Source organism: Sulfurimonas sp. (assembly GCF_014859695.1).
Lineage (GTDB): Bacteria > Campylobacterota > Campylobacteria > Campylobacterales > Sulfurimonadaceae > Sulfurimonas.
Genome location: NZ_JACUTS010000003.1, coordinates 23,745 through 38,808, shown reverse-complemented (window position 1 = coordinate 38,808; position 15,064 = coordinate 23,745). Strand labels below are relative to the sequence as shown.

General features: G+C 38.5%; 20 protein-coding genes. 10 read left to right on the top strand and 10 right to left on the bottom strand.

Going from position 1 to position 15,064, the window contains the following annotated elements:
- Nucleotides 1-16: 16 nt before the first annotated feature.
- Genes folP through IBX42_RS01400 form a run of 5 tightly spaced genes read right to left on the bottom strand, consistent with a single transcriptional unit; the run spans nt 17 to nt 3,998 of the window.
- The gene (gene folP, locus IBX42_RS01420) at nt 17-1,159 is read right to left on the bottom strand and encodes a dihydropteroate synthase (RefSeq protein ID WP_294927680.1); all 1,143 of its coding nucleotides are present in this window, start codon (nt 1,157-1,159) and stop codon (nt 17-19) included.
- Entirely contained in the window at nt 1,149-1,799 is a 651-nt protein-coding gene (locus IBX42_RS01415; RefSeq protein ID WP_294927677.1) for a DNA polymerase III subunit delta', read from the bottom strand. Before IBX42_RS01415 ends, folP begins: the two co-directional genes overlap by 11 nt.
- Nucleotides 1,762-2,310, bottom strand: coding sequence for a HobA family DNA replication regulator (locus tag IBX42_RS01410; RefSeq protein WP_294927674.1), 549 nt, complete (start codon nt 2,308-2,310; stop codon nt 1,762-1,764). Before IBX42_RS01410 ends, IBX42_RS01415 begins: the two co-directional genes overlap by 38 nt.
- 5 nt (nt 2,311-2,315) lie before the next feature.
- The gene (locus IBX42_RS01405) at nt 2,316-3,527 is read right to left on the bottom strand and encodes an aspartate kinase (protein ID WP_294927672.1); all 1,212 of its coding nucleotides are present in this window, start codon (nt 3,525-3,527) and stop codon (nt 2,316-2,318) included.
- The gene (locus IBX42_RS01400; RefSeq protein ID WP_294927669.1) at nt 3,528-3,998 is read right to left on the bottom strand and encodes an RNA pyrophosphohydrolase; all 471 of its coding nucleotides are present in this window, start codon (nt 3,996-3,998) and stop codon (nt 3,528-3,530) included.
- A 165-nt stretch (nt 3,999-4,163) separates the two neighbouring features.
- Here IBX42_RS01400 and IBX42_RS01395 point away from each other — a divergent pair, with 165 nt between their 5' ends.
- Both IBX42_RS01395 and IBX42_RS01390 read left to right on the top strand, forming a co-directional pair.
- Nucleotides 4,164-4,547, top strand: coding sequence for a PAS domain-containing protein (locus tag IBX42_RS01395; RefSeq protein ID WP_294927666.1), 384 nt, complete (start codon nt 4,164-4,166; stop codon nt 4,545-4,547).
- 10 nt (nt 4,548-4,557) lie between these two features.
- Nucleotides 4,558-5,676, top strand: a complete 1,119-nt coding sequence (locus IBX42_RS01390) for a methyl-accepting chemotaxis protein (protein ID WP_294927664.1) — start codon at nt 4,558-4,560, stop codon at nt 5,674-5,676.
- 30 nt (nt 5,677-5,706) lie between these two features.
- On the opposite strand, the gene IBX42_RS01385 is transcribed toward IBX42_RS01390, so the two are convergent.
- Nucleotides 5,707-7,050 (bottom strand): EAL domain-containing protein, encoded by a 1,344-nt coding sequence (locus IBX42_RS01385; RefSeq protein ID WP_294927661.1) that lies wholly within the window; start codon nt 7,048-7,050, stop codon nt 5,707-5,709.
- Nucleotides 7,051-7,184: 134 nt separating this feature from the next.
- Here IBX42_RS01385 and hemW point away from each other — a divergent pair, with 134 nt between their 5' ends.
- The 4 genes from hemW to queA are packed head-to-tail and all read left to right on the top strand — an operon-like array spanning nt 7,185 to nt 10,533.
- Complete coding sequence (gene hemW, locus IBX42_RS01380; protein ID WP_294927658.1) at nt 7,185-8,237, top strand: radical SAM family heme chaperone HemW; 1,053 nt, start codon at nt 7,185-7,187, stop codon at nt 8,235-8,237.
- A gap of 53 nt (nt 8,238-8,290) precedes the next feature.
- A complete protein-coding gene (gene tatB / locus IBX42_RS01375; RefSeq protein ID WP_294927655.1) occupies nt 8,291-8,710 on the top strand; it encodes a Sec-independent protein translocase protein TatB in 420 nt (139 codons plus the stop codon).
- Nucleotides 8,703-9,515 carry a twin-arginine translocase subunit TatC gene (gene tatC, locus IBX42_RS01370; protein ID WP_294927652.1) on the top strand — a complete coding sequence of 271 codons (813 nt, stop codon included), beginning with the start codon at nt 8,703-8,705 and terminating at the stop codon, nt 9,513-9,515. The genes tatB and tatC overlap by 8 nt, the downstream gene beginning before the upstream one ends.
- Nucleotides 9,508-10,533: a tRNA preQ1(34) S-adenosylmethionine ribosyltransferase-isomerase QueA gene (gene queA, locus IBX42_RS01365; RefSeq protein WP_294927649.1), complete on the top strand. Its 1,026-nt coding sequence runs from the start codon at nt 9,508-9,510 to the stop codon at nt 10,531-10,533. Before tatC ends, queA begins: the two co-directional genes overlap by 8 nt.
- On the opposite strand, the gene IBX42_RS01360 is transcribed toward queA, so the two are convergent.
- Nucleotides 10,528-11,304, bottom strand: coding sequence for a DNA-processing protein DprA (locus IBX42_RS01360; protein ID WP_294927645.1), 777 nt, complete (start codon nt 11,302-11,304; stop codon nt 10,528-10,530). The genes queA and IBX42_RS01360 overlap by 6 nt on opposite strands.
- Nucleotides 11,305-11,306: 2 nt before the next feature.
- Nucleotides 11,307-12,332 (bottom strand): divergent polysaccharide deacetylase family protein, encoded by a 1,026-nt coding sequence (locus IBX42_RS01355; protein ID WP_294927642.1) that lies wholly within the window; start codon nt 12,330-12,332, stop codon nt 11,307-11,309.
- Nucleotides 12,333-12,626: 294 nt separating this feature from the next.
- On the opposite strand from IBX42_RS01355, the gene IBX42_RS01350 reads away from it, so the two are divergent.
- From IBX42_RS01350 to rpsR, 4 genes are all read left to right on the top strand, one after another.
- Nucleotides 12,627-12,770, top strand: coding sequence for a hypothetical protein (locus tag IBX42_RS01350; RefSeq protein WP_294927639.1), 144 nt, complete (start codon nt 12,627-12,629; stop codon nt 12,768-12,770).
- An 89-nt stretch (nt 12,771-12,859) separates the two neighbouring features.
- Entirely contained in the window at nt 12,860-13,294 is a 435-nt protein-coding gene (rpsF, locus tag IBX42_RS01345; RefSeq protein WP_294927636.1) for a 30S ribosomal protein S6, read from the top strand.
- A gap of 35 nt (nt 13,295-13,329) precedes the next feature.
- Complete coding sequence (locus IBX42_RS01340; RefSeq protein WP_294927633.1) at nt 13,330-13,851, top strand: single-stranded DNA-binding protein; 522 nt, start codon at nt 13,330-13,332, stop codon at nt 13,849-13,851.
- Between the two features lie 27 nt (nt 13,852-13,878).
- Nucleotides 13,879-14,142: a 30S ribosomal protein S18 gene (rpsR, locus tag IBX42_RS01335; protein WP_294927630.1), complete on the top strand. Its 264-nt coding sequence runs from the start codon at nt 13,879-13,881 to the stop codon at nt 14,140-14,142.
- Nucleotides 14,143-14,297: 155 nt separating this feature from the next.
- Here the strand turns inward: rpsR and IBX42_RS01330 are convergent, their stop codons facing one another.
- Both IBX42_RS01330 and IBX42_RS01325 read right to left on the bottom strand, forming a co-directional pair.
- Nucleotides 14,298-14,552: a BrnA antitoxin family protein gene (locus IBX42_RS01330; RefSeq protein ID WP_294927627.1), complete on the bottom strand. Its 255-nt coding sequence runs from the start codon at nt 14,550-14,552 to the stop codon at nt 14,298-14,300.
- Nucleotides 14,530-14,847 (bottom strand): BrnT family toxin, encoded by a 318-nt coding sequence (locus IBX42_RS01325; RefSeq protein WP_294927624.1) that lies wholly within the window; start codon nt 14,845-14,847, stop codon nt 14,530-14,532. Before IBX42_RS01325 ends, IBX42_RS01330 begins: the two co-directional genes overlap by 23 nt.
- Between the last annotated feature and the right edge of the window lie 217 nt (nt 14,848-15,064).

Below are 15,064 nucleotides of genomic sequence, written 5' to 3'. Positions count from 1 at the left end.
ATCTACCCCGCCCCTTTTATATCGTACTTAGTGCTTCTTGCACCTTTAGCGCCTGAACATGCTCTTTTACGTCATGTACGCGTATAATTGAAGCTCCGTTTTTTACAGCTTCTAGATGAAGTGCCAATGTTCCCGCTAGTCTGTCTTGCGGCGAAGATGCAGAGATTTTATCTATCATAGACTTTCTTGAAGCACCGATAAGCAGAGGTTTGCCAAGCGTTAAGAAGTGCCCTAAATGTTTAATAAGCAGTAGGTTGTGCTCCAAAGTTTTGCCAAATCCTATGCCGACGTCAAGTGTTATGTTTTTAACATTTAAAAACTCTGCTCTTGCTACTCTTTGCTCAAAAAAGGAGTATATATCACTTAGTATATTATCATATTTCGGCTCATGTTGCATTGTCTGCGGAGCTCCTTGCATATGCATAATAACAGCACTTGCATTATTGCTTGCGCAGATTTTGGAGATATTATCATTTGCAAGCCCAGTAATATCATTGACAATCTCAAACCCGCTCTTAAGCGCGCATGTTATAACTTCAGGCTCGTAGCTGTCGATGCTAAACTTTGTCTTATTGTAGAGTTTTGCCTTTTTGATAGCTTCAAACAGAGGTTTTAATCTTCTAAACTCCTCATCTTTATCTACGTACAGAGAGTTAGGAGCGGATGAAACCCCGCCGATGTCTATAATATCTGCCCCATCATCTATCATCTGCTCTATTGCTTCTGCCGCCGCACTGCCGTTAAATCTTGACTCTGAGTAAAAGCTGTCTTCATTTGCGTTTATAACACCCATAATCTCAACTTTAGAGGGTTTTTTAATCTTTAAAATCTCTTGGAGTTTTTTCGCCACATCTTTGAGTCCAAATGGCTGGGCGAGCTCTTTTTTACTAAGAACCTCAAGCTCTCTAGCCGTTGCTATAAGTATGCAATTAACATACGGAGTTTGTGCCATAACTGTTCCGCGCGGTACCGCTAGGTCGGCTCCAACGCTAAGAGCATCCTGTTTTAAGATATTTGCCGCACCCACATGCAAATCTCTGATGTAGACAGTATAGTGCGTTGCTTTTGCCCCCAAAATCGCTATGCCTCCGCCATCTACGCCTAACTCTTTTAAATATCTGTGCATCTGTATGCTGTTTGACAAAAGCTCAATTCGCATTTTTTTCTCCTACAAAACTCATAATTACCATTGCCAAAACACTCTGCGGTCTGGAGTTTAACTCCAAAAGCCTATAAGCTTTGTCGAAATTTTGAAGCTGCGCAGAGGTAGGCATTAGTTTTTCAACAACAACCGCCCTATGATAAAGCGCTTCAATAAGCACCTTGGCTTCGCTCTTTTTTACTCTGGCATTTGTTTTTAAAAACTCAAAAACCTCTTGGTAGCTTATACGAGAGAGGTTGAGTTCAATAAGCGCTGCTTCGCTCTTTTTCTCCCCTTTTACTATGGGCATTCTTGAGCGAACGGTTGCAAGGAGGTTTGATTTTGTTGGAGATATAATGATAAGTTCTATATTTCTTGGAGGCTCTTCTAGAAGTTTTAAAAGAGAGTTTTGCGATATGTTATTAAAGTTGTTAGCCCCTAGGACTAGGTATTTTGTCTCTGCTTCGCTGATATACGCCTCTGCAACCACAGCTTTTGCATGCTCTATCTTAAACTCATCCTCTATAAAACCGACGACTCTATTTGGTTTTAACTCCTCTTTTATTCTCTGATGCTCAGACTCTATATTTGAGGAGATTAAGATATACCCTTTTTGTGACTCATGAACCGACATCAACTTCTCCAAACATCGTTGCATTAAGAGATGCATTAAAGAGACGATAGAGCTGAAGCAGTTTTATGTCAAGTAGCTTATCGTACGATTTTAGAGTAAAAGCGTTAATATACTCTTCATCAAAAATCCAAAAGTAGCTAGTATCTTTTCTTTTTGCAAGGTCAGCTCTTTTATCGTCACCCTTGCCTATGTACCAAAAAAAGTAATCATCTTTATGTGCCAAAGATATCATATCTTCAACTACGTCAAGCATCTCTCCGCCGCTAACACTGTTGTAGTGTCTGTACATGCTATCTATGCTTACTATAGGCAAGAGAGGTCTATCCATCTGAGAACCGTTTAGACTATCAAGAATGTAGCTCTCAAGCCACCTTCTCTTCTCATCCGTTATCAGTATGATTGTTTTGCCGCTAAGTATCTGCTCTAACGCTTGAGAAGTTGTGGTCGTCCAGTCAAATCGCTGCTCTTCAAGCCAGCTAAAACAGCCCCCCTCTTCTCTTATGGCATCCAAGCTCCACTGTGCAAACTCTTGCATTTAGACTACTTGTCTAACTCATAAGCAGCGTGGAGGCTTCTAACGGCGAGTTCTGCGTACTTCTCATCTATAACCATTGAGACTTTTATCTCTGAAGTTGAAATCATATTTATATTTATATTCTCTCTTGCCATGGTTGAGAATGCCTTTGCAGCCACACCGGTGTGAGACTTCATTCCAACGCCTACTATTGAGACTTTGCAGATGTTCTCATCATAAGAAGCTTCATCCACCTCAGCATCATCTACAAATTTATCCATAACTTTTTTAGCATCACTCAAATCACCCACAGGAACTGTAAAGTCGATATTCGCCTTGCCGTCATGTCCGACGTTTTGGATAATCATATCTATGTTTACACTGTTGTTTGAGAGCTTTGTAAATATATCCGATGCTATTCCAGGTCTATCTTTTACGCCTACCAAAGAGACACGAGCCTGATTTTTATCGAGCGCAATTCCACTTACTAACGGTTTTTCCATGATACTTTCTTCCTTGGTTATTAATGTTCCCTCTTCATCAGAGAAGCTTGTTCTTGTTACTAGATTTACGTTTAATTTTTTAGCCAGTTCTACCGAGCGGTTTTGAAGAACTTTAGCGCCCAAAGAGGCAAGTTCCAGCATCTCGTCGTATGAAATCTTCTCAAGCTTTTTTGCTTTTGGCTCAATTCTAGGGTCGGTCGTAAAGATTCCGCTTACATCCGTATATATCTCACACAAATCCGCCCTTAGCGCACCCGCTATGGCAACTGCAGAGAGATCGCTTCCGCCGCGTCCGAGCGTAGTTACGTTTCCATCTTGCGATATTCCCTGAAAGCCTGCTACTACGACAATTTTTCCCTCTGCTATAGCCTCATTCATGGCTATTGGGTTTATAACCTCAATGCGCGCTTTTGTATGGATATTGTCAGTAACAATGCCCGCTTTTCTTCCAGTCATTGAGAGCGCATCAAAGCCCATCTCGCTTAGAGCGATAGCCAGCAGCGAGGCAGTGACTCTCTCGCCGGAACTCAGCAGCATATCCATCTCTGCGCGTGAGGGATTTTTTGAAAAGTGCTCCGCGTATGAGACAAGCTTATTTGTCTCCCCGCTCATCGCTGAGACGACAACAACTACGTCATTTCCGGCTTTTTTTGTTTTTGCAACCCTGTTAGCTACATTTTGGATGCGATCTAAATCGCCGACACTCGTTCCGCCAAATTTTTGAACTATTAACATCTACAATAATCCCTCTTTTTTAAAATAACCTATTACGCTCTCATACACATCTTTTTTAAAACTAGCGCTCATGTTTAGCGCCTCATCCGCAGTTACAAATTTATAGTCGCTAAATTCGGGCTCATCTGTATGAATATTTATAGTCGCGCTCTCATGGAGTTTTACCAAAAAATATTTCTGCTTTTGACCGATAAACGGTTTCATAGTTTCGGCAATTCTTGAAGGAAAATCGTAAGAAATCCACTCCGGAAACTCGGCGATTACCTCTACCTTGTCCGTACCTATCTCCTCTAGAAGCTCGCGAAAAAGGGCTTCTTGAACCTCTTCGCCTTCATCTATTCCGCCTTGAGGAAACTGCCAGACATCGAGTAGATCATTTCTCTGTGCCAAGAAAATCTCTTTTGTATGCGGATATCTGCTTGAGACGATAATCATCGCTACATTGGGACGGTATAAATCTTTTTTGTTCATTATCTCACTTGATAGTAGTATTGGCGCGATTATACAAAATATGCCATTAAAATAAACTAATTTCATATAAAAAAGTCTCTTATAAAAAAAGAATTATAAGTAGTTGCTGTGGCTTTAACTTATTTATGTTACTATTGTGACTATATTATTATATAAAGGTAGACAATGCAAGAGTATATATTAAAAAATGATGATTTTTTAGTTTCTCAAACTAATGCAAAGGGTATTATTATTTTTGCAAATGATGACTTTTGTAAAATTGCCGGCTACACCATAGATGAGCTTGTAGGCAAGCCACACAATGTTGTCCGCCATCCCGATATGCCAAAAGCCGCTTTCAAAGATCTTTGGGAGACCATAAAGAGTGACAAGATTTGGAGCGGTTATGTAAAAAACAGAACCAAAGATGGAGGTTTTTACTGGGTTTTTGCAACGGTATATCCGATGTATGATACAACCAGAAAAGAGCAGACATATCTCTCATGCAGAAGAAAGCCCTCAAAGCAAGAGATTGAAGAAGCCGAAGCGCTCTATAAAACATTAAGATAGGAATTTTAAAATGAACAACAGATTAAAAAACACAATCATCTCAATAGCTTTTCTACTCTTAATAGGTTCTCTGTTTTTAACGGACTCAAACATCATACAAGCATCTCTTGCGGTTGTTGCTTTTGTGGTCGTGATTTTACTTAATCTGCAAAAAAACGCCAATGAGACCAAAGCTCTAAATCAAAAAAGATTAGAACTTATTGAGATGATGGAGTTTAAAAGAAATAAAGTCAGAGTAGACGAAAATGCAACCGATGAAGCCGAAAAAAACTTCAATAAAATTGCTACAACATACCAGAATTCAGTACTTGAAGATACTAGAGTAGCCGGAGAGATGGTTCTTCTTACAGATAAAGTTGCAAAGGGTCACTACTCTTGCAGAATCGGTTCTGATTCAAAGACTCCTTATGTTCACGTCCTTAGAAACTCTCTTAACAATATGCTGGGCTCTTCCGAGAAAAATCTTGACAATGCAATAGCTACGCTTCAAAAGTTTTCTGAGGGCTCATTCTCTACAAGAAGCAAAATAGATGTAGAAGCTAAAATGGCAGACCTCTTAAACAACATTAACTCTCTTGGAGAATCCCTCCAAAATATGGAGCAAAAAAATCAAGAGAGTCAAAATACGATAGTTGAGTCTTCAGACAGACTAAACGAGACCATCGCAACAATTACAAACAGTACAATCAAAGAGCTAAAAGAGATGATAAACAGTGCTGTTGATAGAATTCATAACGTTGCTCACAAAGAGAACGATATGGTAGAGAATCTTCAAACACTTGTTACAAATGCAAATGAGACAAAAACTATTCTAGCAACCATCGGCGACATTGCAGAGCAGACAAATCTTCTAGCACTCAATGCAGCCATTGAAGCAGCGCGTGCGGGTGAGCATGGAAGAGGATTTGCGGTTGTTGCGGATGAAGTTCGTAAACTTGCGGAGAGAACCCAAAAAAGTCTTGCTGAGACATCTGCAACGACAAATGTTCTTATTCAATCCATCTCTGAGAGCTCTGATGCACTAAACAAAAATGCAAGTGACGTGAACGACATCTCAGGCGAAGTAAGCCGTATAAGCCACAAAATGGACGAGATTATAGATACGCTAAGCAATCTCTCTAAAAAATAGAGAGTTTTTAAGACAAAAGAGAGTCGGTATTTACGCTAATCCGTAAAATTTAGCCTCTTTTGGCTCTCCATGATAATACCCCTGAAGATAATCAACTCCAAGCTTTTTTACGCACTCAGATATCTCATGTGAGCAGACAAACTCTGCAATACTCTTTATATTTATGTTTTTTGCAAACTGTATAAGCCACTGAACCATCAATCTTGCTTTTTCATCGCTAAGCAATTTTATTATAAGTGTGCCGTCAATTTTTATAAAATCTATATTTAGCTTTATTAGATTTGTAAAGTTTGAGTAACCTGATCCAAAATCATCTATAGATATTTTGCATCCATACTCTTTGATCATTAAAATAAAATTCTCTACTACTTCATAGTCGTCTATCTCTTCTGTCTCCACAATCTCAAACGTAATTCTCTCGCCGCCGTACTTCTCGAGCCTGTTTTTTATATACTCAAGCATTGTCTGAGATTTTATATTCTCGTATGTCAAATTCATAGAAATTTCGACATACGTTTTATCATATACGTTAAAGACCTTTTGCATCATCTGTCTGGTAAAAAACTCAAAAGTTCTATCTTCGATTGCTATGCTTAAAAAATCATACGGCTGGACGACTCTGCCATCTGGAAGCTGAAGCCTTGCAAGTGCCTCATACTTCATGATGGAGCCGTCTCTTGAGTCTATTATAGGCTGAAAATATGGAACTATGTATCCGTTGTGGAGGGCATCTTTATATACCTGATATTTATCTAGGTTAGATTTTTCTAAAGTCGTACACTCTGGATTTATATTATATATCTTATACGAGAGTTTTGAAACCATCGCCTCTTGGAGTGCCACATTTGCACTGTGATGAAGATGCTCTATGCCGTAAGAGATTCCTGCAGTAAAATCGGAGATTACTCTTGAGCCGTCACAGCTTGTATATGTAAAGCTCTCTATATTATTGAAAATAGAAAATTTTAAAATCGAGAGATACTTATCAAAAAGTTTTTTACTCTTCACCAATAGTGCAAACTTCTGAAGATTTATACTATAGAGGGATGCATCGCTGTCTTTTATAAGATTTTTTAGAGTTTCTGCTTTATTTGAGATAATATCTTGAACCATCTCAAAGCCGTAGAGCTGTTTTATTGCCTCAATCTGATTTATATGGAGTATTACAAGCATAGCTTCATCCTGAAGCAGCGAAATCTCTCTCATCAAAGATGCTCTATTTGGCAGAGCCGAAATCTCATCTATTTCTATAGCTACATCTTTTTTAGCGTTTAAAATTGTCTCTATTGCAGCCACAATAGAACTTTTTTGACAATCATCGCTCTTCTCGTAAAGATCCGCTATTTGCGTTAAATAATTTTCTAGCTTTGCCATTTTTAGACACTTTCCACAGTTTAAATATAAAAAAATATGTCACTTTAACGTAGAATGCTTTAATTTATATTAATTAAAATCTACTAAGATAGAAAATATAGCTATAATTCACCCTATAAATCAGGAGATACTATTTGCTACTTTACATACACATTCCCTTTTGTGACTCAAAATGTTACTACTGTGCGTTTAACTCTTACGTTGACAAGTTCCACCTAAAAGAAGACTATATGCAGGCACTTTGTGAGCAGCTTGCATTTGAACTAAAGAGATTTCAGGTAGCGCCAAAAGAGATAGAGTCACTCTTTATAGGCGGCGGAACTCCCTCAACCGTAGCGCCAAAACACTATGAAAAACTCTTTGAGATGCTAAAACCTTATCTGGGCGAAAACATCGAGATAACAAGTGAAGCAAATCCAAACAGCGCAACCGAAGAATGGCTAAGAGGCATGCGAAAACTCGGCGTCAACAGAATCAGCTTCGGCGTGCAGAGTTTTGATGATGCAAAACTAAAACTGCTGAACCGTGCACACACTTCTACTCAGGCAAAAGAGGCTGTTTTAAATGCAAAAAAAGCAGGGTTTGAAAATATTTCTCTTGACCTCATCTACGCAACACTCGGAGACACGAAAGAGCTTTTAGAAAATGATCTAAAAACTGCCCTTTCACTTCCCATTAACCATCTAAGCGCCTATGCACTGACCATAGAAGAGGGAACTCCTTTTGAGAAAAAACCGCAGATGTCAAAAGAGAGACTAAAGCTTACCTCTTGGTTTTTCAAGAAAATCACAGACTTTGGCTTTGAGCAGTATGAGATAAGCAACTTCGGCTTATATAAAAGTGCGCACAACCTTGGGTATTGGCACTATAAAGATTACATAGGACTTGGAAGCGGAGCTGTCGGCAAACTTGGCATGCAAAGATACTACCCCACTACGGATATCGAGGAGTATATAAAAAATCCTCTGGATATAAAAACAGAGCAGCTTGAGTCTGAGGATAAAAAAACAGAGCAGATATTTTTGGGATTTCGCTCATCTGTTGGAGTCGCACAAAACATTTTGAATCAAGAGGAGCTAAAGAGAGCTGAGCTTTTAGTTCAAGAAAATAAATTAATAATAAAAGATGATACTTTTTATAACAAAGAGTACCTTTTAGCAGACGAGATTGCTCTGTTTATATCGTAGTTTAATTATTCTTTAGATAAAATCGTCACCTTATATAATTTTGAGGATTTTTTATGTTTGGTATGGGTTTTACTGAGATACTTATTATAGCCGTTATAGCCATCCTGTTTCTTGGTCCCGACAAGCTTCCAAGTGCGATGGTAGAGATAGCTAAATTTTTTAGAAATGCAAAAAACACTATAGGAAGCATGAAAGAGTCGTTTGAAGATGAGCTCAATGTAAAGAGCATGAAAGATGAAGCGTTATCGTATAAAAAAGAGCTTCAAAATGCTTCAAACCAAGTAAAAGATGCAACAAACATTAAAAAAATGGCAGCAAAACTCACAACTCTTGAAGATGACAACATTGGAGAGAGCGGTCTGTTTGACAAGCCAAAAGATGAAACTTCCTCTAAAAATGAAGAGGTAACTTTTGCCAAGAAAAAAAAGAGCCAAACAACAGATAAAATAGAAAAAGATAGCAAAGATGTTTGATGAGATAAAACCACACTTAGTAGAGCTTAGAAAAAGGCTGGCAATTTCGGTAGCCTCTTTAGTCGTAATGTTTTTTGTAATGTTTTACTTTCATGAGCCGATTTTAGGGTGGATTGTTGAACCCCTAAATGTAGCACTTATAGAAGTAGGTAAAAAATCTCTGCATGCAGCCGATGGAATGGTTACGACAAATCAAGTCGGCGGAGCATTTTTTGTAGCACTCAAAGTCTCATTTTTTGCGGCAATAGTAGGAGCACTTCCTATCATACTTAGCCAGATATGGGCTTTTGTTGCACCTGCTCTTTATGCAAATGAGAAGAAGATGGTTATCCCTTTTATCCTCGGCGGAACTATTATGTTTGCAATAGGTGTTTTGTTTGCTTACTATATTGTTACCCCTTTTGGTTTTGATTTTCTTATAACATTCGGTAGTTTTAAATTTACTCCTCTTATAAATATTGAAGATTACGTAGGCTTCTTTACAAAGATAATGTTTGGTTTTGGAATCGCTTTTGAACTTCCTGTTTTTGCCTACTTTTTAGCACTTCTTGGCATGGTTGATGACAGACAGATGAGAGAGTTTTTCAAATATGCGGTTATTCTAATCTTCATAGTTGCGGCGCTTCTAACTCCTCCTGACGTCTTAACACAAATGCTTATGGCAGGACCTCTTGTTATACTCTATGGAATTTCCATCTTGATTGTTAAAATGGTCAACCCTGCTCCGCCGCTTGAAGAAGAGGAAGATAATGAAGATATCGACCTGCTTGAAGAGATAAAAGCGATAAATAAAAACAGTGAGTAACAAAGAACTTCTAACCTCAAGCTATGACTTCTCTCTTCCAAAGGAGCTCATAGCGACCTACCCTGCAAACCCCAGAGATAGCGCAAAACTTCTTGTCTACGATAGAGCCACGAATGAGATTTCTCATGTGAGATTTTCTGATTTTGAGAGTTTTATACCAAAAGGGTGCGCTCTTGTTTTTAACGACACAAAAGTGATAAAAGCAAGGCTTTTCGGTAAAAAAGAGAGCGGCGGTAAAATAGAACTTCTTATTAACAGAGCCCTGAATGCCCATGATGTAAATGTCTACATAAGAGGCAAAGTAAAAATTGACACCGAGATTTTCTTTACCGATGATTTAGTAGCTATTGTAAAAGAGTTGCATGAAGACGGAAGCAGAGTTGTAAATTTTTACCAAAACGCAACTGCTCTTCGTTTTGAAGAGATTCTCCCGATCATAGATAAAATCGGTCACGTTCCTCTACCGCCATACATCCAAAGAAAAGATAACAAAGAGGATGAGAGCGAGTACCAGAGCGTATTTGCAAAAGAGGAAGGTGCAGTTGCAGCTCCTACCGCATCTCTACATTTTACAAAAGAGCAGCATGAGAGAGTATGTAAAAATTTTGCTCACGCCTATGTTACCCTGCATGTAGGAAGCGGAACATTTAAGCCGGTTGAGTGTGAAACCATTACAGAGCACCCTATGCACTCCGAGTATTACGCCATCTCGGACGCGGCAAAAAAACTTTTGGATTCTGATATAAAGATACTTAGCATCGGAACCACATCCACAAGAACCATAGAGTTCTATGCAAGAAAGAAGGTACAAAAAGGAGAAGCTAACCTTTTTTTACATCCAGAGAACAAACCCAAAAGAGTCAATCATATACTTACAAATTTCCACCTGCCAAAATCGACTCTGCTTATGCTCGTCGCCTCTTTTACCGGTTTGGAAAAGGCGCAGGAGCTCTACAAAACAGCCATCGAGAAGAAGTACAGATTCTACTCCTACGGCGACGCTATGCTTATTTTATAAAACTAAAATTCTTCCGTTTGTTATCGCTATTTCTCCGCTCAACTCTGCTTCAAAAATCCTCTCGGGATACCTTTGAAGAGCCTCGTCATAAGTCGGGTTATTTCTGCAAAACTCTATAAAAGCATCCTCTTTTATCTCTTGCAAATTCTTTGACGCACAAAATTTTGCTACAAATGCATCTATATCATAAATCGCCTCAGCTTTTGACTCTTCAAGAAGTCTGTTTGTCGCGCCACTCTCCCCTATGCGATGAGGCAGTACAAATATCTTCTTGCCCATCTTTAGGGCAAACTCTACACTTCTCATGGTTCCGCTCTCTGGCTCTGCCTCTGCGACAACGAGAACCTCTCCAAGAGCTACGACAAGCTCATTTCTTACCACAAAACTCCATGGCGTAGCACGAAAACCTGCCTCAAATTGGCTAAGCAGAAGTCCGTTTTTTTCTATATCGTTTAAGAGATTTTTATTTACAGCAGGATAACGCAAATCTATACCGCACGGTAGCACTGCAATTGTGTTTGCACTTCCTGCGCCCATATGTGCCGTTGCATCTATGCCCATCGCCCCTCCGCTTACAATGCAGACGTCATGTTTTGCCAAAGATGATGAGAGTTTTTGAATACATAAACGAGAGTATTTTGTAGGTTTTCTGCTTCCGACGATTGAGACTTTAACCCTTTTTAAAAGTTCAATATCTCCATCATAATAGAGTTCTTTTGGATAACTCTTCATGGCTAAGAGCTCAGGAACGCTCTCTTGAACTCTGCTCATATTTAGTAAAGCCTATCTACTAAAACCAGTTCAACTTCCCCAAGAAGTTTTTTCGATTCGCTTATAGCCATAATTGTGTTTTGGTGTGGATGTCCAATGGCAATCGCACTTCCGTGCTCTTTTGCATATGCAACCGCTTTTTTTATCTGCTCTTTTACATACTCTTTATCAAACTCATGATCTAAAAAAATGTCTCTGGATATATACTTTTTTCTATAATTCTTCATAACGGCAGGCACTTTTGTCGAACCAATGGTTCTGCTGTCTATAAAATTAATATTTTGTTTATCTAATGCATATATAAGCCTGTTGACCGCACCCTCATTCGAGGTAAACTTGCTACCGGTATGGTTGTTTATATGTTTTACATTTGGAAATAATCTTTTTATCTCAGCAATTCTTTGCGTAATTGTCTCCTGAGAATCACCTACTTTAAGAGTAAACGGCTCCTCTTTTGCAAAGTTCTTTGCCTCCATCGGCAGATGCACCATATAAAAGCTCTCTTTTGAAGCTAGCGTATGAGAATTCGGTCTATTCTTACTTGGCGGCAAAAAAGACATTGTTATAGGTAGATTCAAACTCTTTATGGCATTTACGTGAGAGCGTACACTTACATCATCAATAATAATGGCAAGTGTTGGTTTATGTACTCCTTTGAGTGCCTCTTTTTTTGGCGGTTTTGGCAGAACATCCCCGTCTACCTCGTGCGAAGCATCCTCATATTCCCCAACACTCTCCTGCTCTTTAAGTGCAGCTTTGCTATCTTTTTTAAGCACCTCTTTAAGCCTGTCGCTAATATCTGACTCTTTGGTTTTAGCAGCTGACTCTTCAAGCTTTTTTAGCATAGAGAGTTTTTTCTCCTCTTTTGCTTTGGCTTTTTGTGCTATATCTTTTTTAGCACTATCGTATCCGACGTAATAACCCGCAATAAATGAGCCCAAAAGAACTGCCGTTAGGGCAAGAATCCAAGCTACATTTCTTAAAAATTTTGACTCTTTTTTAGGACTAGCCTTTTTTCTTCTTGGCATATATTCTCCATAAAATTATTGATAAAACTATATCCTAAAAAATTAAAATAGAAGGTATACATTGCAAATTGACATATTTTGAGCTCTTTGAGTGTTTTAACTGCTTGGTTATTGTTTTTTTAAGTATATTTTCTGTATAATCACGCGTTCCTTTCTCTTTGTATCGAATTGAAATTTTCGATATATATAGGGCACCTCTAAAAACTCTAGTTACCTTCAGAGGGAATCAAAAAAGATGAGATGGTGTAAAACCTTTTTTGAAGCGTAGCCATAGCTACGGTGATAAAAAGTTTTATGCCATATCGTTTTTTTGAACCCTCCCGTAGGGCGATAGAGAGAAGCCCACACTCTGCGTTGACTCTTTTTGCCTTAGCTACGGCTAGGGCAGCAAAGAGTCGCCTTGATTGTGAATTTCTCTCTATAGCTGAAGGTGGCTAGGGTTTTTAGAGGTGCCCTAGATCCGAAAGGGAAACAAAAGCCTAGCATCATTTAGTGATGGGCAAAATACCAAAGGGAGATTATACTCTATGAGAAATTACGAAAACCTAGTAATCGTAAAACCGACATTAACAGCAGAAGAGATTCAAGCTAGCATTGCTGCTATCGAAGAAGTTATCACTTCTAACGGCGGCGAAATTGCTGCAAGAGACGCTATGGGAATGAGAAAGTTAGCATACCCAATAGGAAAAAATGAGCGTGGTTATTTCCATGTTATTTATTATTCAGTTGCTCCTTCAGCAATCAGCGAAATTGAGAGACGTTTCCGTATCAATGAAGATCTTCTTCGTTTTGTGACTATCAAATATGACACAAACCGCGAAATAGCAGCGTGGAATCATTTAGCTCAAAAAGCTAATAAAAAAGCTTTAGCGCCTGCAACAGAAGCGAAGGCAGAAGATGTTGAAGTAGCTGCAGAAGCGGTAGAAGCAGTAACAGAAGTAGCTGAAGCCTCAGCAGAGTAATTGTGGCTAACGCCTAAAAAAAACAAGGAAAACTCATGTACAACAAAGTTATTTTGGTTGGAAATCTAACTAGAGACATAGAACTTCGATACTCCCAAGGCGGAATGGCAATAGCAAATACTGCTATTGCAACGAGCCGCAAATTTACCGTTAACGGTGAAAAAAAAGAGGAAGTCTGTTTTGTAGATATTACATTCTTTGCAAGAAGCGCAGAGATTGCCAATCAGTACCTTAGAAAAGGGAGTAAAATCCTGGTAGAAGGTAGACTTAACTTTGATCAATGGGTAGATCAAAACGGACAGAAGCGCTCTAAGCACTCTGTTGTTGTAGAAACTATGCAGATGTTAGACTCCAAGGGTGATGCTCAAAACGGCGGCAATTATCCTGCACAACAGAGCCAAACAGGGCAGCAAGGCGGCTATGCTTCTCAGCAGCCCCAAAGCTACCAGCAGCCGACTAACACACAACAACAGCCCTCTTATGGACAAAATAAGCAGATGCCAAACAGCAACTCTATCCCTGAGATAGACATTGATGAAGATGAAATTCCGTTTTAGAAATAATAGATAACAAAAGGAAATACCATGGCAGAAAGAAGAAAGTATAAAAAAAGATACTGTAAGTACTGTGAAGCAAAAGTTGACTTCATGGATTATAAAGATGTAGGAGCACTTCGCTTCTCTCTTTCAGAAAGATATAAAATCATGCCACGTCGTTTAACAGGTAACTGTAAACGTCACCAAGACATGATCTCAACAGTTATTAAAAGAGCTCGTGCCGCGGCATTAGTTCCTTATACAGTAACTAGAAAAACAGTTGTAACTGCACCGTTCGAAAACCTAAAATAGGTTTAACTTAAGCCCCTAAAAAAGGGGCTTGTTTTCTAATATTACTATATAAATTCTACTCTATAATCACTCCAAACTCCCAAAATAATCTATCATATTAGACCTATCAATTATTTCAATATTAAGTTCCTTTAACTTTGCAAAAAACCGCTTGTTCAAGATATTGATAACTCTTTTTGAAGGAGCATCTTTATAAATGACTGGTAAGGAACATCTAGCGCATTTGCTCTTACTTTTATAGTCTCAAGCATATCCTCAGGAAGTCTTAGCGATATGGTTTTGGTACTTTTTTTAAGATTGCTAAAGCGTACAACCTTTGCGTTTTTGACATCAAAAAAATCAGTCACATCGTTTTTTTCCCAAAACGCCGTCTCTTCGTTCTGGTCTTTAAATTTTGGTAAAGTTTTCATATATAATTTTCTCCTTTTTGCTCATAGGTCTTGCGGATATAACCCTAATTTTATTTTTTCGTTTTGTAAAGATGACTGTAGTAAGCTCTTTTTCGTTGGTATATCCAAGCGCAGCACATCTACACTCATCATCGGATGAATGGCTTTTGTCTTCAAGTAAAACCAATGGCTCATTAAAGAAAATTTCCTCTATGATTTGCCACTTTAAACCATGCTTTGTCTCATTTTTCAAAATATTACCATCATCCCACTCAAAGCCAATCAACTCATCTAAGTCTAAACATTCAAACGCCATAGATTCCCTTTGTGTATATTGCTATTATATACATTTAAAAACAAATTGTCAAAATAAATTTTATAAAACTCTCAAAGTCTATGATTTTAAAAGTAGTCAAAAGTGGAGATTCATTCACAGGGGTGTAATTTTAAAGTAGTCAAAAGTGGAGATTCATTCACAGGGGTGTAATTTAATTTAGTACAAACAACAGATGACAGTGAAAAAATATTGGTAA